Source organism: Asanoa sp. WMMD1127, assembly GCF_029626225.1.
Lineage (GTDB): Bacteria > Actinomycetota > Actinomycetes > Mycobacteriales > Micromonosporaceae > Asanoa.
This window is the reverse complement of sequence record NZ_JARUBP010000001.1, coordinates 2,411,169-2,431,202: the sequence shown is the minus strand read 5'-3', so window position 1 is coordinate 2,431,202 and position 20,034 is coordinate 2,411,169. Positions and strand designations below refer to the sequence as shown.

The 20,034-nt window shown below is 73.3% G+C and carries 18 protein-coding genes; 12 read left to right on the top strand and 6 right to left on the bottom strand.

Annotation, left to right across the window (positions count from 1 at the left end; translation table 11 throughout):
* The first annotated feature begins 32 nt into the window (after nt 1-32).
* From O7635_RS11680 to O7635_RS11645, 8 genes are all read left to right on the top strand, one after another.
* Entirely contained in the window at nt 33-1,265 is a 1,233-nt protein-coding gene (locus O7635_RS11680; protein WP_278080431.1) for a hypothetical protein, read from the top strand.
* Nucleotides 1,252-4,590 (top strand): nitrate- and nitrite sensing domain-containing protein, encoded by a 3,339-nt coding sequence (locus O7635_RS11675; protein ID WP_278080430.1) that lies wholly within the window; start codon nt 1,252-1,254, stop codon nt 4,588-4,590. The genes O7635_RS11680 and O7635_RS11675 overlap by 14 nt, the downstream gene beginning before the upstream one ends.
* Nucleotides 4,587-5,060 carry a roadblock/LC7 domain-containing protein gene (locus tag O7635_RS11670; RefSeq protein WP_278080429.1) on the top strand — a complete coding sequence of 158 codons (474 nt, stop codon included), beginning with the start codon at nt 4,587-4,589 and terminating at the stop codon, nt 5,058-5,060. The genes O7635_RS11675 and O7635_RS11670 overlap by 4 nt, the downstream gene beginning before the upstream one ends.
* Nucleotides 5,057-5,500, top strand: coding sequence for a DUF742 domain-containing protein (locus tag O7635_RS11665; RefSeq protein ID WP_278080428.1), 444 nt, complete (start codon nt 5,057-5,059; stop codon nt 5,498-5,500). The genes O7635_RS11670 and O7635_RS11665 overlap by 4 nt, the downstream gene beginning before the upstream one ends.
* 148 nt (nt 5,501-5,648) lie before the next feature.
* Nucleotides 5,649-6,236, top strand: a complete 588-nt coding sequence (locus tag O7635_RS11660; protein WP_278085449.1) for an ATP/GTP-binding protein — start codon at nt 5,649-5,651, stop codon at nt 6,234-6,236.
* Between the two features lie 27 nt (nt 6,237-6,263).
* The gene (locus O7635_RS11655; protein WP_278080427.1) at nt 6,264-6,581 is read left to right on the top strand and encodes a hypothetical protein; all 318 of its coding nucleotides are present in this window, start codon (nt 6,264-6,266) and stop codon (nt 6,579-6,581) included.
* Nucleotides 6,582-6,591: 10 nt separating this feature from the next.
* Nucleotides 6,592-8,919: an AAA family ATPase gene (locus tag O7635_RS11650; protein WP_278080426.1), complete on the top strand. Its 2,328-nt coding sequence runs from the start codon at nt 6,592-6,594 to the stop codon at nt 8,917-8,919.
* Nucleotides 8,920-9,245: 326 nt separating this feature from the next.
* Nucleotides 9,246-10,109: a hypothetical protein gene (locus O7635_RS11645; RefSeq protein ID WP_278080425.1), complete on the top strand. Its 864-nt coding sequence runs from the start codon at nt 9,246-9,248 to the stop codon at nt 10,107-10,109.
* A 3-nt stretch (nt 10,110-10,112) separates the two neighbouring features.
* Here O7635_RS11645 and O7635_RS11640 read toward each other — a convergent pair whose 3' ends face one another.
* From O7635_RS11640 to O7635_RS11625, 4 genes are all read right to left on the bottom strand, one after another.
* Complete coding sequence (locus O7635_RS11640) at nt 10,113-10,799, bottom strand: hypothetical protein (RefSeq protein WP_278080424.1); 687 nt, start codon at nt 10,797-10,799, stop codon at nt 10,113-10,115.
* A gap of 89 nt (nt 10,800-10,888) precedes the next feature.
* Complete coding sequence (locus O7635_RS11635; protein ID WP_278080423.1) at nt 10,889-12,142, bottom strand: APC family permease; 1,254 nt, start codon at nt 12,140-12,142, stop codon at nt 10,889-10,891.
* On the bottom strand, nt 12,109-12,807 hold the full coding sequence (locus O7635_RS11630; RefSeq protein WP_278080422.1) for a phosphatase PAP2 family protein: 699 nt from the start codon (nt 12,805-12,807) through the stop codon (nt 12,109-12,111). Before O7635_RS11630 ends, O7635_RS11635 begins: the two co-directional genes overlap by 34 nt.
* 52 nt (nt 12,808-12,859) lie before the next feature.
* On the bottom strand, nt 12,860-14,242 hold the full coding sequence (locus tag O7635_RS11625) for a serine protease (protein WP_278080421.1): 1,383 nt from the start codon (nt 14,240-14,242) through the stop codon (nt 12,860-12,862).
* A gap of 138 nt (nt 14,243-14,380) precedes the next feature.
* On the opposite strand from O7635_RS11625, the gene O7635_RS11620 reads away from it, so the two are divergent.
* Nucleotides 14,381-15,601 carry a DUF4032 domain-containing protein gene (locus O7635_RS11620; protein ID WP_278080420.1) on the top strand — a complete coding sequence of 407 codons (1,221 nt, stop codon included), beginning with the start codon at nt 14,381-14,383 and terminating at the stop codon, nt 15,599-15,601.
* On the opposite strand, the gene O7635_RS11615 is transcribed toward O7635_RS11620, so the two are convergent.
* Complete coding sequence (locus O7635_RS11615; protein ID WP_278080419.1) at nt 15,593-17,413, bottom strand: NAD-binding protein; 1,821 nt, start codon at nt 17,411-17,413, stop codon at nt 15,593-15,595. The genes O7635_RS11620 and O7635_RS11615 overlap by 9 nt on opposite strands.
* Nucleotides 17,414-17,540: 127 nt before the next feature.
* Here O7635_RS11615 and O7635_RS11610 point away from each other — a divergent pair, with 127 nt between their 5' ends.
* From O7635_RS11610 to O7635_RS11600, 3 genes are all read left to right on the top strand, one after another.
* Nucleotides 17,541-18,725 carry a hypothetical protein gene (locus tag O7635_RS11610; RefSeq protein WP_278080418.1) on the top strand — a complete coding sequence of 395 codons (1,185 nt, stop codon included), beginning with the start codon at nt 17,541-17,543 and terminating at the stop codon, nt 18,723-18,725.
* Between the two features lie 104 nt (nt 18,726-18,829).
* On the top strand, nt 18,830-18,958 hold the full coding sequence (locus O7635_RS11605) for a hypothetical protein (protein ID WP_278080417.1): 129 nt from the start codon (nt 18,830-18,832) through the stop codon (nt 18,956-18,958).
* Nucleotides 18,955-19,770 carry a DUF3626 domain-containing protein gene (locus O7635_RS11600; protein ID WP_278080416.1) on the top strand — a complete coding sequence of 272 codons (816 nt, stop codon included), beginning with the start codon at nt 18,955-18,957 and terminating at the stop codon, nt 19,768-19,770. Before O7635_RS11605 ends, O7635_RS11600 begins: the two co-directional genes overlap by 4 nt.
* Nucleotides 19,771-19,795: 25 nt before the next feature.
* Here O7635_RS11600 and O7635_RS11595 read toward each other — a convergent pair whose 3' ends face one another.
* Nucleotides 19,796-20,002, bottom strand: a complete 207-nt coding sequence (locus O7635_RS11595) for a hypothetical protein (protein WP_278080415.1) — start codon at nt 20,000-20,002, stop codon at nt 19,796-19,798.
* Nucleotides 20,003-20,034 lie beyond the last annotated feature (32 nt).

Genomic DNA, 20,034 nt, shown 5'->3' with positions numbered 1-20,034 from the left:
GCCCGTGCCACCACTTCGTGGAGGGGTTGCCGATGACACGTTCCGCACCGCGTTCCCGGGCTCGCTCGGGGGCGCAGTCCGTCCTGCTGTCCATTCTGGTCCTCGCGCTGCTGGTGCCCACCGCGGTGCTGTTCGCGCAGACCTGGCGGTCCGAAGGCGACAAGGCCCGGGCGACCGAGCGAGAGCTCGACGGCGTGGCTTACCTGCGCACCCTCCAGCCCGTCGGCCAGGCGCTCGCCAACGTGCAGTCCGCGGCGGTCGCCGGCAAGCCCGCGCCGCGCGAAGCGGTGATCACCGCCGTGCTCGCCCACGACGCCACGGACGCGCGGCTCGGCGCGACGCTGCGCACGACGGACCGGTGGACCGGCATCCGCAGCCGCCTCGACGCGCTGCGGAACGCGCCGACGGGTGCCGACCCGGTCGAGATGATCCGGGGCTTCCGAGAGATCGGGGACCTGGTCCTCGCCCTGTACGCCAAGGTGCGCGTCGAGTCCGGGCTGGTGCACGACCCCGACGGCGACGCGTTCAACCTGCAGAACAGCGCCGCCGGCGAGCTGCCGGTCGCGGTCATCGCGGCAGGCCGGCTGGCCGACGCGGCAGCACTTGCCCTGAAGGCCCGGGCGCAGGCGCCTACGGGCCAGCCCGCGACCCCGGAGCAGCTTGCCCAGCAGGCCCAGCTGCTGACGGAGCTCACCGCCGCCCGCGTCACGCTGTTCGACGCGTCGGCCCGGGTCGTCGACGACCTGCGGTCCGCCGTCGACAGCACCGAAAGCCGCACGCTGGGCAGCAACCTGCTCAGCCGCCTCGACAACTTCCAGCGCGCCTCGGACAACATGGCGGCCATGTTCGCGTCCATCCCGGCGGCCGCGAGCAGTGGTCAGTCCGGGCTCAGCGACCTGTCGATCATCGACCTCGCCCGCGGTGGGCTGCAGACCGCTGCCGGCGAGCTCTCCACCGCGATCCTCAGCGAGGTGGAGGGGCTGCTCGATGCCCGGGCCGACGAGATCGACCGGTCTCGGCTGCTGGCCGCCGGAGCCGCCGCGCTCGCGGTCCTACTGGCGATCGGCTTCTTCGTCGCCTTGTTCCTCGGCGGCAGGCCGCGCCGGGCGCGGGCCACCGGCCCGTTCCCTGACAGCGACCCGGCGCCGCCGCCCACCAACGATCCCACGGTGTGGCCGGCGGTCGCGTCCATCGCCAGCGCGCCGAACCGCGGCGCGGCCCAGGACAACCAGACACAGTGGGAGCGCTCCGGTGCTGCTCGGTAGGTTACGAATCCGCGGAAAGCTCGCGCTCCTCCTGATCGCGCCGCTGCTGGGCATCGTCGCGCTGGCGGTGCCGGTGGTCGCCAGTCGGGTCGACACCGCCGAGCGGGCCGCGGAGACGGCGCGCACGGTGGACATCGCCGGCCGGGTCGGCTCGCTGGTGCAGAACATCCAGCAGGAGCGGATGCTGTCGATCGGCTACTACCTCCAGGTCGTCGATCGCGACCGGCTCGTGCTGCAGAGCGCCCAGGTCACCGACGCCATCGCCGACCTGACGGCGACTCCGGACATCCCCGGCGACGTCCGGTCGGCGCTCGAAGCGCTGCCCGCGCTGGCCACGACGCGCGCTTCCGTGCTCAACCGCGGAGCAACTCCCCCGGACGTGATGAAGGCGTTCGGCAACGGGATCTCCCAGTTGATCAACTCTTTGCAGCTGCGCAACAAGGCGGACACCACGACGCCCGCCGGCCGGCAGGTCATGGCGCTCGACGCCGTGCTGCGCTCCGACGAGGGCGTCAGCCAGGTGGCCGCGCAGATTGTGGTGATCGCGGCACAGAAGCAGAAGTCGATCGACAACCAGTTCACCTCGACGATGGCGATCCTGCTGCAGGACGTCGACCGGTTCCGTCTCTACGCGACGCCGGAACAGAACAGCGTCTACAACCTGGTGCAGAAGGGCGTCGACAACCGCAGCACCTCCGACGACTTCCTCGGCCGGTTCTCGCAGGACCCGCTCGATGCGCTCAAGGACATCACGCTTTCGCAGCTGTTCCCGACCGCCGAGTCGCTGATGACGCTCGGCACGTTCGTCGAGAAACGGATCATCGCCGACGTCAAGGCCGAGGTCACCGACCAGCAGAGACGAGCCCTGACGGAGGCGTACGGCGTGGGTCTGGCCTGTGTGCTCCTGCTGCTCTGCGTCGTGCTGCTGAGCGTCGCGGTCGCCCGTGCGGTGGCCCGGCCGCTGACCCGGCTGACCCAGTCGGCCGACGGCGTCGCCGAGGTCGCCGAGGCGGAGCTGACCAAGGTGGCCGACGGCGAGCTGGACTCGTCGGTGCCGGTGCGGCTGGAAGCGGTCGACGTGAGCGCCCGCGACGAGGTCGGCGACCTGGCCCGGGCGTTCGAGCGGGTCCAGGCCACCGCCGCGCGGCTGGTCGAGCGGCAGGTCGCCGGCCGGCGCAACGTCGCGCAGATGTTCGGGCACGTCGGCCGGCGCACGCAGAACCTGGTCGGCCGCCAGCTCGCCCTGATCGACCGGCTGGAGCGGCAGGAGGCCGACCCGGGCCGGCTGCAGCACCTCTACCGGCTCGACCACATCTCCAGCCGGCTGCGCCGCAGCGCCAGCAGCCTCGTGGTGCTCTCCGGCTCGGCCGGCGCCGACAGCCACGTCGCTCCGCTGCCGCTGACCGACGTCATCCGGCTGGCGCTGGGTGAGATCGAGGACTACCTGCGGGTCGACATCAAGGTGCCGACCGAGATCAACATCGCGCCGTCGATGATCGGCGACCTGGTGCTGGTGCTGGCCGAGCTGATGGAGAACGCGACCACGTTCTCGCCGCCGCACACCCGCGTCACGGTCACCGGCGTCGTCAGCGACCCCGGCATCCGCCTGCTCGTCGTCGACCACGGCCTGGGGATGACGCCCGAGCGGATGGCCGAGGAGAACGCCCGGCTCGCCCACCGCGAGCGGCTCGACCTGGTGCCCACCGAGGTGCTCGGGCTGTTCGTGGTCGGCCGGCTGGCCCGCCGGCACGGCATGCGCGTGACGCTCACGCCGACGCCCGGCGGCGGTGTCACGGCTGAGCTCGAGGTGCACGAGCGCGACCTCGTCTCCGGCGCCGAGCTGCCGCCGGTCTCGGCGGTCGCCCGGGCCCGCGTCGGCGCCGAGCCGACCCGGCGCGAGCTGCCGGCCGCCGACGACGGCCGGGCCGCCCCGCCGGTGGTCGGTGGCGACGGCTCGGCCGCGCCCGTCTACGACCCGTTCCGACCCGACCGCCGCACCGGCGTCGGGAGCGGTGCATCGTCCGCGGCACCGGCCGCCGGGCCGGCACCCGCGCCGGCCGGTGCCGCGGATCCCGTCGCCCCGCCCGCCGACTCCGGCGCTGCGGCCGATGGGGTGGGTGCCGCCGCACCGCCCGCGGCCGCCGCGCCCGAGTGGCCGATCCGCCAGCGGGTGCCGGGCCGGACCGACCCGCCGACCCTGACGCCGAACCCGGCCGACCCGCCGACCGCGACGCCGAGCCCGACCGGGACGCCGAATCCGACCGGGACGTCGAGCCCGACCGGGACGTCGAGCCCGACCGGAGCGTCGAGCCCGACCGGAGCGTCGAGCCCGACCGGGGCGAGCGGGGACGACTCGGACGCCGAGCCGCCCGCCGGCCGCCGCCCCACGCCGCTGAGCCGGCGCCACGGCGCCCCGACCGGCAACAGCCCGGGCTTCGACGAGTCGGCGCTCGACCGGGCGAGCAAGATGCTCGCCAACGGCCAGCCGTGGAACGCGTTCGTGCCGCAGCCACGGATCGCCGGGGAGGTCGAGCCGGGCACCGAGACCGGCGCCAAGCCGGCCGGCGCGCCGGCGGGCAACCAGCGGCCGGTCGGACCCGCCACCCAGCGCCCGCCGTCGGCCCGGCCGGCGACGGGCACCGCGTCGGTCGACGGACCGCCGCGCGCCGCGCAGAACGGCCAGCCGACCGGGAGCACTCAGCCAGCCGAGGCCGCCCAGGCAGCTCAGCCGGTTCAGCCGCTTCGGCCGGCCCAGCCGGTTCAGCCACCGAAGCCGCCCAAGGCGGCGAAGGGCACGCCGGCCAAGGCCAAGCCGAAGCCCGAGCTGTCCGACGAGGAGACCCAGGCCGTCCTGCGGCGCCGGGTCCCGGGCGCGCAGCTTCCCTCGGGCGAGCCGGCGACGCCGACGTCCGGGCCGCCGTCGCCCACGCCGGCCGACCCGGCCGCAGCCCGCGCGCTGGTCGAGGAGTTCGAGGCCGGTGTCCGCTACGCCGAGCGGCAGGTGCGCGGCGGTGCCATTCCGGGCGCGAAGCCCGTACCCGTGAACGGTTCGTCGAACGGCGCCGCCCACGGATCGGCGGCGACCACGACGAGCGCGGCGGCTGGAAGCCGCAACGTGGCGACGGCCCAACCGGGCCAGCCGCTGCGCCGGCGCCAACCGGGCGCCACCCTCGACGACCCGGCGCTCACCACCGAGCGTCGGACGTCTGACCAACCGCTGGACCCGGACGCCGCGCGTGACCTGGTCCAGCAGTTCGAATCCGGTGTGGCACGGGCGATGCGCCAGATCAGTGCCGGCCTTGGCGACGAAGAGGAATCACGATGACGAGCCCGTACATCCACGAAAGCATCGAGCGGGATGCGGACGTGTCCAACGGCCAGCTCAGCCAGGAGGCGCAGACCTTCAACTGGCTGCTCGACTCGTTCACCTCCGGCACCGCCGGTGTCCTGGAAGCCATCGCCGTCTCCAGCGACGGCCTGCTGATGGCGATGTCGGCCATCAAGGACCGGGCCAACGCCGAACGACTGGCGGCGATCGTCTCCGGCATGACCAGCCTGGCCGGCGGCGCCGCCAACTGGTACACGCTGGGCGGCCTCAACCGCGTGATCGTCGACATGGCCGACGGCTACCTGCTGATCACGTCGATCAGCAGCGGGTCGGTGCTCGGCGTCATCGCCGACCGGTCGGCCAACCTGGGCACGCTGGCGTACGAGATGACGCTGTTCGCCAGTCGCGCCGGCGGCGCGTTGACCCCACGCCTGATCGCCGAGCTGAAGAACTCCGTGCAGTCATGACGACAGGGCAGGACCCCGAGCCGGGTACGGGCGTGCGCCCGTACCTGCAGGCGGGGTTGACCGGTGGCGAGGGCAGCGGCGCCCCGCCCGATGACGACGCGTCGGCCGCTCTGCGCCCCTTCGTGCTGACCTCGGGCCGGGTGATGGGCATCGACCCGGCGATCGGCATGGAGACGCAGGTGACCGTCCACGAGGGACCGCCGCGGACCCATCTGCCGAGCAGTGCCCGCGAACTGCGGGCCATCGTGGCGCTCTGCGTGGCGCCCATGTCCGTGGCCGAGATCTCGGCCAAGTTGCGCATGCACCTCGGGGTGACCCGGGTGCTGGTCGGAGACCTGCGGGCGACCGGCCACCTGGACGTACACACGCTTGATGTCGCTGACCCTCGCGACCCCGAGACGATTCGGCGGGTGATCCGTGGACTACGTGCGATCTCCTGAGTGGCCGCTGACCGCCGACCGCCCCCCGGTCGGTGGCTTCGACCCGGAGCCCGGTGGTCGCCACCGGGAGCAGCAGTCGGCCTATGCGCCCAACGTGGGCTGGCACCACATCGGCGCCCCGCCCGCTCCGGCCGTCGACGCGCGCGTCGTGGGCCCGCCGGTCCGGCGACGGCGGGCGCCGATCCCCGTCAAGATCGTCGTCGCCGGCGGCTTCGGCGTCGGCAAGACCACCACGGTCGGCGCGATCTCCGAGATCGCCCCGCTGACCACCGAGGCCGAGATGACCACGGCTTCGATCGGCGTCGACGACCTCCACCCGGAGTCGACCAAGACGACCACCACGGTCGCCATGGACTTCGGTTGCGTGACCATCGACGGCAGTCTCAAGCTCTATCTCTTCGGCACGCCCGGCCAGTCCCGCTTCGGATTCATGTGGGACGATCTGACCCGCGGCGCACTCGGCGCGCTCGTAGTGGTTGACAGCGCCCGCCTGGACGAGTGTCATTTCGCCATCGACTACTTCGAGCGGGCCGATCTCCCGTTCGTGGTGGCCGTGAACGCGTTCGACGGGCAGCTCACCCACGACCTCAACGCCGTGCGGTGGGCGCTGGCGGTCGGCGACCACGTGCCGGTGGTGCGGTTCGACGCGCGGCAGCGCCTGTCGGTCCGCGACGCCCTGCTCGTGCTCCTCGACCGGGCGTTGGATCGGGCCCTGCGCGAGCGCGGAGGATCGTGACGGGGTGACGGACGGAGGTCGGTCCGGATGAGGGACGCGTTCGGTGAGGCGCTCGACCGCATGGCGCGGCGCGAGGAACTGGAGCGATTGCGGGCGGAGGCGGCGACCAACAAGCGGACGTCGGTCGCGGCCGAGGTGGCCGAGGCGATCCGGCGGATCGTCGAGCGCCACCCGGACACGGCGGTGACGATCTCCGTCGAGTCGGCCGGCGACAGCACCGGGTTCATGGTCGGTTGGGTCAACGACACGGTGCAGATCTCGCCCGGGCCGGTCAAGGACGCCGCCGCGCAGCTCGCCGACCTGATCCGGCGCGACCACACGCTGCTCGCCCCCGATCCGGATTAGTGTCGGGCGGGTGGCCGACCGCGACCTTGTCCTGACCGCCAGCCTGCGCCCCGCGGCGCTCGACGCCCGGCGCGGCGTCGTCCGGTTGCACCCCGAGGTGCTGGGCGCGCTCGGCCTGCGACCCGGTGATCCGGTGCGGCTGACCGGCCGGCGCACGACGGCCGGCATCGTCGCGCCCGGCTCGCCGTCCGACGGGCGCGGCCTGCTGCACGCGGACGACCTGATGCTCGGCAACCTGGGCGTACGCGACGGCGCGCAGATCACCATCGCGCCCACACCGGTGGTGGCGGCGCGCCGGGCGACGCTGCGCGGTGCGCCCGAGGTGGTGGCGGTGGTGTCCCCGGAGATGCTGCGGCTGGCCCTGCTGGGCAAGGTCATCTCGACCGGCGACGACGTGTCCCTACTGCCCCAGGACGTCGTGCCCGACGAGGCGGCGCGGTCGCTGGTGGCGGCGGCGCGGCAGAGCCTGGCCAACCGGGTCGGGTACGCCTGGACCAGCACGCTGCTCACCGTGCTCGACGTGGCGCCGGCCGAGGCGGCCCTGGTCACCATGGACACGGTGATCGGCTGGGAGAACGGACAAATCACCCAAGCCTCCGAGACGGGCGTTTCTGCACCTGCCAGCGGGCCAACCCGTGATCGCACCGGCGGCCGCGGTGTTGTCGAGGACACTGGGACCAGTGCGGGCGGCGGGTACGCCGCCGCGGCTCCGCGAGTCGACGATGACAGCGTGATCGACGGGGACGTCGTCGAAGGATCGGTGGTCGACGAGGCGGTCGACGCGCCCAGTGTCGACGATCTGCCGGGGCTGCGTAACCAGGCGCAGCAGTTGACCGAGCTGCTCGACCTCGGGTTCCACCATCGCGACGTGCTGCGGCGGTTGGCCACCTCGGTGTCGCTCGGCGTGCTGATCACCGGGCCGGCCGGGTCGGGCAAGAGCGACCTCGTGCGGGCGGTGTCGGCAGCGGTCGGGGCCCGGGTGTCGACGGTCTGGGCGCCCGAGATCGCGGCGCTCACCAACGACGCGGCCGCGGCCCGGCTGCGGGCGGTGGCCGACGACGCCGGCGCCGGGCCGACCGTCGTGCTGATCACCGATGTCGACGCCCTCGCGCCGCGGGAGTCGCCCGGCCCGCTGGGCACCGTCTTCCGGCAGGTGGTCGGGTCGCTGGTCGACGCCGGCGCCGCGGTGGTCTGCACCAGCAGCCGGCCGGAGGAGATCGACCCCGCACTCCGCGCGCCCGACCTGCTCTCGCTCGAGATCGCGGTGCCGCTGCCGGACCAGGCGATGCGCCGCGAGCAGCTCGGCGTGCTCACCCGGGCCACGCCGCTGGCCGGGGATGTGCAGCTCGACGACGTGGCCGCGCGTACGCCCGGGTTCGTCGCCGCCGACCTGGCCGCGCTGGTCCGCGAGGCCGGTGTGCGCGCGGCCCTGCGGCAACGCGAAGCGGAGGCGCCCGAGGTCACCGCGGCCGACTTCGCCGCGGCGCTGGAGGTGGTCCGGCCGACGTCGATGGCAACGTCCACACTGGAGCTTTCGGGGCTGACCCTCGACGACGTCGGCGACCTGGTCGAGGTCAAGGAGGTGCTGACGGAGTCGGTGCTGTGGCCGCTGACCTACCCGGACACGTTCGCCCGGCTGGGCGTGCGGCCGCCGCGCGGGGTGCTGCTCTACGGCCCGCCCGGTTGCGGCAAGACCTTCCTGGTCACGGCGCTGGCGGGCAGCGGTAAGGCCAACGTGCTCTCGGTCAAGGGCGCCGAGCTGCTGAGCAAGTGGGTGGGCGAGAGCGAGCGCGCCGTACGCGAGCTGTTCCGCCGCGCCCGCGAGGCCGCGCCCACCCTGATCTTCCTCGACGAGGTCGACGCGCTGGCGCCGCTGCGCGGCCAGTCCACCGACGGCGGCACCACCGACCGCGTCGTCGCGGCCCTGCTCACGGAGCTGGACGGCATCGAAACGCTACGCGACGTCGTGGTCATCGGCGCGACCAACCGGCCGGACCTGATCGACCCGGCCCTGCTGCGCCCGGGCCGCCTTGAGCGCCTGGTGTTCGTGCCGCCACCGGACGCCGCCGCCCGCGCCGAGATCCTCAAGGCCGCGGCCAAGGGCGTGCCGCTGGATCCCGAGGTCGACCTCGTCGACCTGGGCCGGGAGCTCGACGGCTTCTCCGCCGCGGACTGCGCGGCCTTGATCCGCGAGGCCGCGCTCGCCGCGATCCGTGAGTCGCTGGAGGCCACGTCGGTCACCGCCAAACATGTGACCGCGGCCCGCCAGCGGGTCCGCCCGTCGCTGGACCCGATCCAGGTCGCGCGCCTCGCGGAGTACGCCTCCCGGCGCAGCTGACGCCGCTTTCCGCGCGGCGACGCCACTTCCCGCGCGGCAACGCCACTTCCCGCGCGGCAACGCCACTTCCCGCGCGGCAACGCCACTTCCCGCGCGGCGACGCCGCTCCCCGCGCGGCGACGCCGCTTTCCGGGTGGCCGACGCCGCTGGCCACGTGGCCGACGCCGGGCAGCAAGCGGCGGCGCGAAGCGCGCAGCTGACGTCGCGACCGCCACCTGGCGGCTCCCTGCCCGTCACCGCAGCGATCTGGTCCCAGCTGGCGCCCGGGGTCCGGGCTGCGCGCGACAGCCTCCAGCTCCGCAGTCCGGCAGCGGAGCTAGTCGATCTTGACCCGTGACGCAGGCACGTATTTAGATGTGCGCACCATCGATGCCCACGGGGAGAAGCAGATGCATCAGGCCTCAGTCGTTCGCGCCCTCGGGGCGGCGGTCACGCTGACGTTCGGCGTCCTCGCCGCATTCACCGGACCAGCCGCGGCAGTGTCGGACGGCGCTCCGGTGGTCGAGCACCGGTTCAACGCGGGGTTCGCCTGCGCCGACGGGAAGCCGTTCCCGCGCCTGGGCGGCTTCGCCGGCACGCTGGAGGCGGTCGCGAGCGAGGACGACGACGCCGATCAGCTTTCCGGTGAGTTCGCGATCTGGCCGAAGGGTGCACCCGAGGAGCGCCAGGTGTTCAGCGATCTGAGCGCCGGCCCGCACGGGCTGCTGAGCGTCACCCTGCCGGACGGCCTGCTGACCGACGGCCAGACCTACAAGTGGAAGGTGCGCGCCCGCGAGGGGCGTGAGCGGTCGGCCTGGTCCGAAGCCTGCGGATTCACCTATGACCGGACCCCGCCCGCGACCACACCGGCTATCTCCGTCGCGGAGTACGTGCCCGGCCAGCCACTGCGGATCACGCTGGACAGCTTCGGGGATCCCGAGGTGGGCGGGTTCCAGTTCTCGTTCTCGGACCTGGGCGTGCCGGGCTGCAGCATCGGTGGGGAGTTCGGCCAGCTGGTCTGCCCGGCGCCGTTCACCGAGCCCGACCAGGTCCGGCTCGACACACCGGGCGGAGCGGTCACCTTCGACGCCGCGCTTCCGCCGGGGGCGATCTTGTCCGTGCGGATTCAGGCGCGGGCGCTGGACGCGGCCGGCAACGTCGGTCAGCCGGTGGAGACCTCCGTCTTCATCGGTTTCCCGGGGATGGGCTGAACGTCACGGATGGAGTCGGAACTCCAGCCACGGATAGCGGGCGCCGGCGGTTGAGCGGTCCGTGATCAGCAGCGCCGAGTCCGCGGCCGTGGTGCGGAGGCAGATCGTCGTGTCCACCTCGACATCGGTCAGCGGGATCGCGCGGACGAAGTCGCTCGCATCGGCCGTGGCGCACGAGTTCCGGACCACCGCGAGCAGGACGCGGCCGCCCACCAGCCGGTCCGCGGTCAGCTCGAGCTCGGCGCCCTCCATCGGCCAGCTCAGCGTCATGCCCTGGCCGCTGAACAGGCGCGCGTCGGGCACCCCGTCGTCGTCGGGTCGGCGGGTGGCGCCGCGGGACTGCTGCGTGGCGTAGAGGTCCCGGTCGCGGGCCAGGCCGTCGACCCCGTCAGCGGAGGTGGCGGTGGCGGGTGCGGGTGCGGGTGGTTCGGGAATCCGGTAACCGAACCAGAGCGACGCGAGCACGAGGGCGGTCATCCCGGCGAGCACCACCCGCACGTGCCGTCCCGCGGGTGTGGTGAACGTGAACCCGGCCAGCGCCACGGCCGCCAGCAGGATCAGACCGCCGGGCTTCTCGAGTGGCAGGAACGCCTGCACGTCTGCCGCGACGCCCAGGATGAGCGCCGCACCGGTCAGCAGGACGGCGGCCCGGTCGGCCGGCGGCGGGTCGGAATCGCGCAGCCCTGACACATGATTCCCCCGTGTAGAAGTGGTGCGGCAATAGTTCTTAACATGCCACCTGGGCGATTTGCACCAATGTCACCCCTCCGCGCTGAGGATCAGGCTCTTGCCCTCGCCAGGGCGGCATACCAGAGGGCGCCCGCCGCCAGGATCGCGGCGCCGGCGACGAGGCCGCGGGTCGGGACCGTGGCGGCCAGCAGCAGGCAGCCGACCAGACCGAGCCCGGCCAGCGTCCGCACCGGCAGCCAACGCCCCGGTTCCGGACGCAGGGTCAACGCGGACGCGTTCGCGATCGCGTAGTAGACCAGGACCAGGCAGCTCGACGCCGCGATCGCCGTCGTCAGACCGCCGCTCAGGACCAGGACGATGACCGCGGCCGCGACCACCAGCTCGGCCACGTGCGGCACCCGCGTCCGGGGATGCACCGCCGCCAGCGGCGCCGGTAGGTCGCGGCGGCGGCCCATCGCCAGCGCCGTCCGCCCCACGCCGGCCAGGAGCGCGACCAGCACGCCAAGCACCGCCACCACGGCGCCCGCGCGGACGGCGGTGGCGAGGGCGTCGGAGCCGGCCACCGACGCGACCGACGCCAGCGGCGCCGCGGACGACGCCAGGCCGGCGGGGCCGAGGACCGCCAGCGCCACCACCGCCAGCACGGCGTAGATGGCCAGCACGATCCCCAACGCCAACGGGATCGCTCGCGGGATCGTGCGGGCCGGGTCGCGGACCTCCTCGCCCAGCGTCGCGATCCGGGCATAGCCCGCGAAAGCGAAGAACAGCAGCCCGGCCGCCGTCAGCACGCCACGGAAAGACGGCCCCGGGCCGAGCGACAACGACGACGAGCCCGCCACCCCGGCGACCGCCACCGCCGCCAGCACGACCAGCGTCACGCAGACCAGGACCAGGGTCACCCGGGCCGTCTTGGCGATCCCGCGCAGGTTCAGCGCGGTCACCACCACCACCGCCAGGACCGCGACGACCCGCGGGTGCCCGGGCCAGGCGTACGCCCCGATCGCCAGGGCCATCGCCGCGCAGCTCGCCGTCTTGCCGCAGACGAACGCCCACCCGGCGAGGAAACCGGGGAACGCGCCCAGCCGTTCCCGGCCGTAGACGTAGGCGCCACCGGACTCCGGATAGCGGGCCGCCAGCCGGGCCGAGCTCGTCGCGTTGCAGAAGGCCACGAAGCCGGCGACACCCAGGGCGACCAGCAGGCCCACCCCGCCCGCGGCGGCCGCGGCGGGGGCGAAGACCACGAAGACGCCGGCGCCCAGCATCGAGCCGAGCCCCACGACGACCGCGTCACGCAGGCCCAAGCGGCGGGCTAGGGCAGGGTGCTGCGGGCCGGCAGTCGCCACGGGACGCGGTCGATCAGGCGGGCGATGAACACGCCGAGGAGGAGGCCGGCGATCGAGTCGGTCAGCCAGTGGAAGTTCAGGTAGATCGTGGTCACGAAGACGATCGCCGGTGGGGCGATGCGCAGCCACAGCCGCGCCGTGCGGTTCAGCCAGGGTGCCAGGAGCAGCGCGATCACGCCGTACCAGACGACGGTGTTGACCAGATGGCCTGAGGGGTAGCCGGTGTCGTAGGTGCCCGGCGGCAGCGCGCTGTTGAACAGGTCGACCGCGTCGGGGCCGGTGTAGCCGGGCGCCGCTCGCTCGGTCCAGATCTTGAGCGGCATGATCACGATGCCGGTCAGCAGGAACGCCGCCACGACCGGGAGGATCGGCCAGACGGTGCGCCGGCGGATCGCCAGGAACAGGGCGATGACCAGGCTGATCAGGGTCAGCGGGCCGCCGTTGCCCAGATAGTTGAAGACCCGGGCCAGCCAGTAGGTGGCGTCGGTCTGGTGGCTCAGGCACCAGTCGCGCACCGCGGTGTCGACGCCGAGCAGGCCGCCGGCCGCCAGGACGCCCGTGAGCAGCGCGAACAGGCCGATCAGGAGGCCGTCGAACCACCAGCCGGCCGGCCGCACCGGCCGCAGCCGGAGCGCGGCCGCCCGGTCGGTGATCGCGTTACGCACGGGACCACGGTATCCAGGCGGCGCGCGCCGGTCCGGCCCGCCTACCGCACCTTCACAGAAGCTTCTTGATCCGGTTGTAGATGAGGTCGATGCGGACGCCGCTGTTGGGGCACCCGCCGAAGTGGTGCAGGGCGATGACCCGGTCGGTGGTACGGGAGATGACCGGCGAACCCGACGAACCGCCCGCCGTGTCGCAGTAGTACGAGACGTCGCTGTCGGTGGCGTACCCGTCGTACGCCGGGTCGTTGACGGCGCAGATGCCCTTGCTGTCCCTGTCGCTGCCCATCGCGATCATCCCGGGGTTGCCGCCGGGGTGCTGCGGGATGTAGACCTCCTGGCCGCGCGCCGGGCGGGCGGTCTCGATGGTCAGGTAGCCGAACTTCTGCACCTGCGCGAAGTTCTCGACGGTGAACAGCGTGTAGTCGAGGCTCCGGTTGGTGCTCAGCACCTTGTCGCCCCACACCTTGGTCGCCTTGAACACGGCGTGCCCGCCGCACTTGGCGCACTGGTAGTCGAACCAGACCTCGGTGTCGTACGCGTCGTCGGAGGTCACCATGCAGTGGTTGTTGGTGAGCATCCGGTTGGTCGCGCCGATCCGCCAGCCGGTGCAGAGCTCGGTGCCGTTGATCAGCAGCCGGGCGACGGCCTTGGACTTCTTGTAGGCGGTCGGGTCGGCCGACTTGTAGCAGACCGCGTCCCGCGACTCGTTGCTGCCGCAGACGCTCTCCTCGCGCCCCGGCCCGGCCGCCGAGCGGGCCCGGTCCTGCTCGGCGCGCTCCTCGGCCGCCTGCTCGGTCTCGGTGAACCCGCGGGCCACCTTGTCGACCCGCACGCCGAGCCCGGCCGCCTCCTGCAGGCCCAGCGGGTCCGGCAGGGCACGGTGCAGCGTGACGACCGCGGTGTCGCCGGTGACCGACATCGCCCACCGGCCGGCGTCGCTGGTCGCCTCCGGCCGGCTGCCGAGCAGGCCGTCGACGACCGCGAGCGGGTCGCTGTCGATCCGGTGCACCTCGGCACCCTCGGGGTCGGCCACCGTGACGTAGTCGCCCGGCAGCATGTCGACCCGGTCGAAGTGCACCTTCACGTAGTCGGCGCCCGGGTAGTGGAACGTCTGCGTGGTGCCCTCGGAGCGGTAGCCGAGCAGGCGGTCGACCGACTCCAGCGCGCCGACCTGCTGCCGGCCGACCGCGTCGATCACCCCGCCGACGCCACCGGCCGCAGCCGGCGCGGGCGCCGCCGCCTCGTCCCGCGCGGGCGCACCGGCCTCAGGCGCGGGCGCCGCCGCCCGCGGCGCCGCCACCTCGGCGGGCCGGCCCAACCCCGCCGCCCCCGCCGGCTGCGTTTCGGCCCCGTCGCCGGTCATCGCGTACGCCGTCGCGCCGGCCAGAACCACTGCCGTGCACGCGCCGGCGACCAGCGCCAGAGTCCGCCGCATACCGTGTCTCCTTCGGGTTCCATCGTGGACCGCCGCCCGAGGAGGAATGCCTCAGAGCAGACAATCGGATCATCTCGCCACTGTGTAACGAGCCACGGAGACCTGCGTGGCGGCGCGGTGAGCGGGCAGACTTAGGGCGTGCGCATCACTTCGGCCCTCATCGACCCGGCGTTGCTCGACCTGCCGTGGTCGACGCCGCTCGAGGAGTGGCCGGCCGACCACCTGGTCGCGTTGCCACAGGGCATCTCCCGCCACGTGGTGCGGTTCGTGCGGCTGGGCGGCACCGTCTACGCGGTCAAGGAAACGGCGGAGCGGATCGCCGAGCGCGAGTACGACCTGCTCCGCCAGCTCGAGCGCATCGACTTCCCGGCCGTGGAGGCGGTGGCCATCGTGGCCGACCGCGTCGACCCCGCCGGTGAGCCGCTCGACCCCGTCCTGGTCACCCGGCACCTGCAGTTCTCGCTGCCGTACCGCGCGGTGTTCTCGCACACCCTGCGCCCCGAGACGATGAACCGCCTGCTCGACGCCCTGGCCGCCCTGCTCGTCCGGATGCACCTCACCGGCTTCTTCTGGGGCGACTGCTCACTGTCCAACACGCTGTTCCGGCGCGACGCCGGCGCGTTCGCGGCCTACCTGGTCGACGCCGAGACCGGCGCGCTGCGGCCGTCGCTGTCCAACGGCCAGCGCAACGAGGACGTCGAGATCGCCCGGCTCAACATCTTCGGCGAGGCGCTCGACCTGCGGGCGGCCGAGCTGCTCGACGAGGCGATCGACCCCGAGTGGGTGGCCGACGAGGTGATCACGCGGTACGAGCGGCTCTGGCACGAGGTCACCTTCGAGCAGGAGGTCGCCCGCGACTCGCGGCACGAGATCGAGAAACGGATCCGGCGCCTCAACGAGCTCGGTTTCGACATCGCCGAGGTGTCGATGTCGGTGGGCGAGGAGGGCCGGGCGTACGTGCGGCCGAAGGTGGTCGACGCCGGCCACCACACCCGGCGGCTGCTGCGGCTGACCGGCCTCGACGCCGAGGAGAACCAGGCCCGGGCGCTGCTCAACGACCTCGACGCCTATCGGGCCGACACCGACCTGACCGACGAGCAGCAGGCCGCCCACCGTTGGCTGATCGAGGTGTTCGAGCCGGTGGTCCGGGCCGTGCCGGCCGAGCTGCGGCGCAAGCTCGAGCCCGCGGAGCTGTTCACCCAGGTGTTGGAGCACCGCTGGTTCCGCTCCGAGGAGTCGGGCCGCGACGTGGGCCTGGCCGCGGCCGTCCAGTCCTACCTGACCGACGTGTTGGTGCACCGGCCCGACGAGCAGGCGGTGCTGGGCGTCGACGTGCCGACGCTGGAGGCCTCAGTCTGAGGTGCCGGCCGGCGTTCCGTCGGCGATCGTCGGATCCTCGGGGCCGGGTTGCACGGGCACCGCGGGCGTCGCCACCGGCGGGCTCGCCTGTTTGATGAGCCAGCTCAGGCCGGCCCGGCGGGCGACCACGGTCAGCTGGTCGCCGGGGCCGAGCACGGTGTCCGGCGACGGGGACCAGCTCGGGCGCAGACCGGTCGGGAGCAGGGCGATCACGCGTACGCCCCGCGCCTGCTCGGCCAGTCGCACCGGTTGACCGTCGAGCGCCGAGCCCTTGGCCACCACCACGATCGTCACCAGCAGCGCGTGCCGGCCGACCGGGATCGTCGCGACGACCTGCCGCTTGCGCAGCACGGCGGCGAACTCGGGCGCGGCGAGGTAGGACACGCTGTGGGAGCGGAAGATCCCGAACGTCGAGCGGATCCGCTGGGCCAGGTCGCCGTCGAAGAGCCGCAACACGACCCGCAGGTCGGGCTGCAGCGCGCGGCCGTTGAGCGCCGCCTGCAGGTTGGTCACGTCGTCGGTGGAGACCACGACCAGGGCGCGGCAGGTGGCCACCGACGCCTCGACCAGCGTCTCCTCCAGCGCCGCGTCGCCGATGATGAGCGGGATGCCGAGCTGCTTGGCCACCACGGCGCCGCGCGGGCTGGGCACCTTGTCGATCGCCACCACCTCGACGCCGAGGTTGTGCAGCTGGCGGATGACCCGCGTGCCGACGTTGCCGAGGCCGACGACCACGACGTGGTCCTCGCGCGGCACCGCGAGCCGCCCGGCGCTGAGCGCCAGCCGGGCCTTGACCATCGCGTCGACAACGGCGGCGGTGATCAGCGGGACCAGGGCGAGCCCGGCGACCGTGAGCACGATCTGCATGAGCTGGACGACGATGCCCTTCTCGACCTCGACGTCGGCGCCGTTGAGCGCGGTCAGCAGCGTGGTGTAGACCGCCTGCCAAGGGTCCAGGTGGGCGTCGCCGTCGGCCCGGTAGAGCAGGAAACCGAAGGCCAGCGCGACCGCGAGGACCGACGCGGTGGCGATGCCGATCTTCCGGCTGAAGAAGGAGCGGAGCGCGTTGCCGATGCCGCGCCACGGCCGGCGGAACCGGCGGGCTCGGGCGATCCGGTTGGCCATCACCTCGGCCGCCGGCTGCTGCCCGGTCGCCTCGGCGAGCACGACGTCGGCGCGGTCCGGTTCGGGCAGCATGACGTGCCGCGCGGGGTCGCTGGTGTCGGCGATGCCGCAGACCACCTGCTCGGGACGCACGTCGGCCCGCCGGGCCACCACCAGCGTGCGGCCGTAGTGGTGGAAGTTCGTCGGCGCCACCTCGCCCAGCGCCGCGGCGACGAAGGTGGGCGCGGCCATCGCCGCGTCGGAGAGCACCTCGCAGTCGCCGAGCAGGCGCTTCACGCCGTACCCCAGGCCGGTGTTGAACATCCGCATGACGATCCGGACCCGGGAGGCGATCTCGTGTGCGGTGAGCGCGACGTGGATGTTGCCGACGTCGTCCTGCTGCATGAGGGCCAGGCCCTGTGCCGTCTCCAGACCGGCCGCCCGCAGCGTCGACTCGTCGACCCGGTCGGCGCGGAGGACCCTGATGCCGCGAATCTTCGTGATGTCCGGGGCGGTGGGATGCCGGCCGGGCGGCACCACGACGGTCACCCGCACCGTGGCCGGACCGAGCGCGTTGACCAGGTGGTACGCGAGCGCGTCGTGGCCGCAGACGATGTAGTGCGGCCGGTTGTCACCGTTGGTGCGCAACCCGTCCCGCAACCGGGTCTCGACCGCGCGACGCGCCCGGTTGCGCCAGGGAACGACCATGACCCGGATCGTAAGGGCTCGGTGGGCTTCCTTGGGTACGGAGAGCAACGTCCTGCGAGTATGCCTCGTTGGTCCGATTGGAGAGCTAGGCGGTAAATGCCGCTAATGCGCTACGGAATGGACTGACATGACCAAGTGGATCTATCGCGCGGTGGGTACGGTCGGCGTCGCCGCCGGTGGCGCCCTGCTCCTGGCAGGTGGTGCCGCACAGGCCGACGCGATCGACTCGCCGGTGAACGACCTACGCGGTTCGCTCGACGGCTACCTCAGCCCCATGGGCGACCACCAGGCCGGCGGCGGGCTCGACGCGCCTGGGCAGCACCTCGACTTCCTCGGCGCGGTGCCGCTGAGCCCCGCGGCCGGTATCGACCCCGCGGCGCTGGAAGCCGGGCCGGCGGGCCAGCTCTCCACTGACGACCTCACCCTGCTCAGCGTCGGCGACAAACGGATCGGCGCCGACGACCTGCTCGGCTCACTCACGTCGGAGCCGGCCGGCGGGCAGTTGCTCAAGGGCGGCGCCACGACCGGGTCGACGCTGCCCATGCTCGGCGGCAGCCCGCTCGGCGACGACCTGCTCGGGCTGGGCGGGGCGCCGCGCGAAGACCAGCTGCTCGGCACCGGCGCGGCGCCGGTGGCCGACGCGCTCAGCGACGACAACCTCAACACGATCGGGAGCGACTCCCAGATGCGGACCCTGGGCAGCACGGTAAGCGCCGACCAGCTGGGCGGCCTGGACCAGCTCAGCCGTGGCGCCGGGCTCGGCGACCTCGGGAAGGGCGGTGGGCTCGGCGACCTCGGCCGGGGTGGGCTGGGCGGTGGGCCGCTCGGCGAGCTGACAGAGAACCCGCTCGGCGCCGTGGGCAAGCACGCCGCCCCGGACCAGTCCGACTTCGCGCTGGCCGGCGTACGCGGCGACGACCTCGACAAGATCGGCCAGTCGCTCGTGCCGGCGCTGATCGGCGAGGCGCTGGAGGCCGAGATGCCGCCCGGGTTCCTGACCGAGGCCGGTGACTCGATGATCGGGCTGCCGCTGGTCGGCCAGCTGCCGCTGTCGGCCATCAACACCAGCGACCCGGGCGGCCCGCTGGGCGACCTGTCGTCGATCGACGCGCTCGGTGGCGGCGGCTCGGCGCCGGCGCAGGGCTCGGCCCCCGCGCAGGGTTCGGCGCCGGCACAGAACCCGGCCCCGTCGCAGGCGTCCGGGCCCACGCAGCCGGCGGCGAACGACGGCGGGCAGCGCCGGGCGCACCGGCAGTGGTCGCGGTCGTCGTCGGAGCGCCCGGTCGCGGGCGAGGACGCCGACCTGCGCTGACCAGTTCCGCACGACGCACCCCGCCCGGGGTTCCCGCGGGCGGGGTGCGTCGGCGCATACTGCGACCATGAGATACCGCGCTTCCGCGAAGGCAGTCGCCGACCTTGGCGCGTAGCTGGGACGCGGCCGCGTACCACCGGGTGTCGGTGGCGATGGACCGGATGGCGCAGGAGGTGCTCGACCGGCTGCCGCTGGGCCACGTGCGCCTCAACATCACCGGGCTTCGCGGATGAGCTGGGAGCGCGCGGTCGCCCACGTCGCGGACCTGGCCTCCGGCGACCCGGTGGACCCGGCGCTGCGGGTGACGGTGCACTTCCACCCCGACCGCATGTTCGCCGGCGAGCCCATCCTGGCCGCGATGGCCCGGGCGGGGGTCTACCGGTCGCAGTTCGAGACGGGCACGGGCAACGGCGGCCTGACCGCTCATCCCGGCGGCGACCGGTGGCGGTGGGAGAGCCGGATGTTCGGCGGGGTGTACGACGCGGCCGCCGCTTCGAGCCGGCCGAAGTACGGCTCGCTCAACCACCGTCGCCGCCCCGAGGGCGGCTCACCGCGGTTCGGGTCCGCGTACCTCCGGATGCGCCCGGAGACCCTGCCGCGGACGACGTTCTGCTATCCCGACAGCTACCTCGCGCCGAGCTCCTTCGGGGTCGCCTCGCGGATGTCGCTCATCGCCCTGGCCGACGCGGACTCACTGGACTACCTGGACGACTACATCGAGGCCCACGTGCACGGCGTGGTCCGGTTCGACTCCGACGTCGAGGCGCTGGTGCTGGACCCGTGCTACCGCGGGACGGCGGTCGAGGAACTGGCGGCGGGGCTGCGATGCCCGGTGGAGTGGCATCCGGGGTTCGCGCTGAGCGTCGACGAGCTGGTGCGGCATCCGGACTACCGCGGGCCGGAAGTGGTGGCGGCCGGGTTGGAGGTCGCGGTCGACGGCCGGCTGGACGCCCGGATCGTCGGGGCCGCGGCCAACGCCGGCAAACACGACCCCCAAACCTTGAAGCGCGTCTGGCACCACGTGGCCCGCTTCGGCCGCTCGTAGGGCTCAGCCCGTCCCGAGGACTCGGCTACCGCCGAAAGTCGCCGGTGCGGATTTCGGTGATTACCGGCCAGACGGCGACGAGGCCGGTTGCCCAGACGAGGAGGCTGGCGGCGCCGGTCAGCCAGCTCGCGGCCGTGTGGTCGCGGAGGCTGAAGACGACCGTGACCAGCAGCAGGACGCCGGCGATGACGCTGCAGGTGAGGAAGGTCAGCAAACGCCGCTTCGCGGTCACACAGGCATCATCGCGGACCGTCGCAAACCGCG

What these genes read in the sequence shown, in the direction of transcription:
- O7635_RS11625 (WP_278080421.1), bottom strand. Translation starts at nt 14,242, where the DNA reads ATGCGGCGGACTCTGGCGCTGGTCGCCGGCGCGTGCACGGCAGTGGTT.
- O7635_RS11655 (WP_278080427.1), top strand. Translation starts at nt 6,264, where the DNA reads ATGAGGGACGCGTTCGGTGAGGCGCTCGACCGCATGGCGCGGCGCGAG.
- O7635_RS11610 (WP_278080418.1), top strand. Translation starts at nt 17,541, where the DNA reads ATGACCAAGTGGATCTATCGCGCGGTGGGTACGGTCGGCGTCGCCGCC.
- O7635_RS11680 (WP_278080431.1), top strand. Translation starts at nt 33, where the DNA reads ATGACACGTTCCGCACCGCGTTCCCGGGCTCGCTCGGGGGCGCAGTCC.
- O7635_RS11600 (WP_278080416.1), top strand. Translation starts at nt 18,955, where the DNA reads ATGAGCTGGGAGCGCGCGGTCGCCCACGTCGCGGACCTGGCCTCCGGC.
- O7635_RS11670 (WP_278080429.1), top strand. Translation starts at nt 4,587, where the DNA reads ATGACGAGCCCGTACATCCACGAAAGCATCGAGCGGGATGCGGACGTG.
- O7635_RS11665 (WP_278080428.1), top strand. Translation starts at nt 5,057, where the DNA reads ATGACGACAGGGCAGGACCCCGAGCCGGGTACGGGCGTGCGCCCGTAC.
- O7635_RS11615 (WP_278080419.1), bottom strand. Translation starts at nt 17,413, where the DNA reads ATGGTCGTTCCCTGGCGCAACCGGGCGCGTCGCGCGGTCGAGACCCGG.